The 237-nt window shown below is 43.0% G+C and carries 1 protein-coding gene; it reads right to left on the bottom strand.

What is annotated here, in order from left to right; translation table 11 throughout:
- Positions 1 to 237, bottom strand: a 237-nt coding sequence (locus tag AAEY93_RS21115; protein ID WP_351079714.1) for a glycosyltransferase, incomplete at both ends; no start/stop codon positions are given.

Raw genomic sequence — 237 nt, 5'->3', positions numbered from 1 at the left:
CCGCCCATGCCTAGAATCACATCGGGTTGAAAATCATCAATTACCGCTTTGGCTTGAATAATTGAACGGATAATTTTAAATGGTGCCGCTAACTTACGTATAAGCCCATTACCACGCACACCTTTAATATCGATAAATTCAATATCAAATCCGTGTTGAGGCACTAAACGCGCTTCCATTCGGTCGGCAGTACCTAACCAACGTATTTGCCAACCTTTCTCCGCTAAATACTTCGCC

The organism is Shewanella sp. CAL98-MNA-CIBAN-0140, from assembly GCF_040309905.1.
In the GTDB taxonomy this organism is placed as follows: Bacteria; Pseudomonadota; Gammaproteobacteria; order Enterobacterales; family Shewanellaceae; genus Shewanella; species Shewanella psychromarinicola.
Note: the sequence above shows the minus strand (reverse complement) of the source record. Positions and strands in the feature narration are given on the sequence as shown.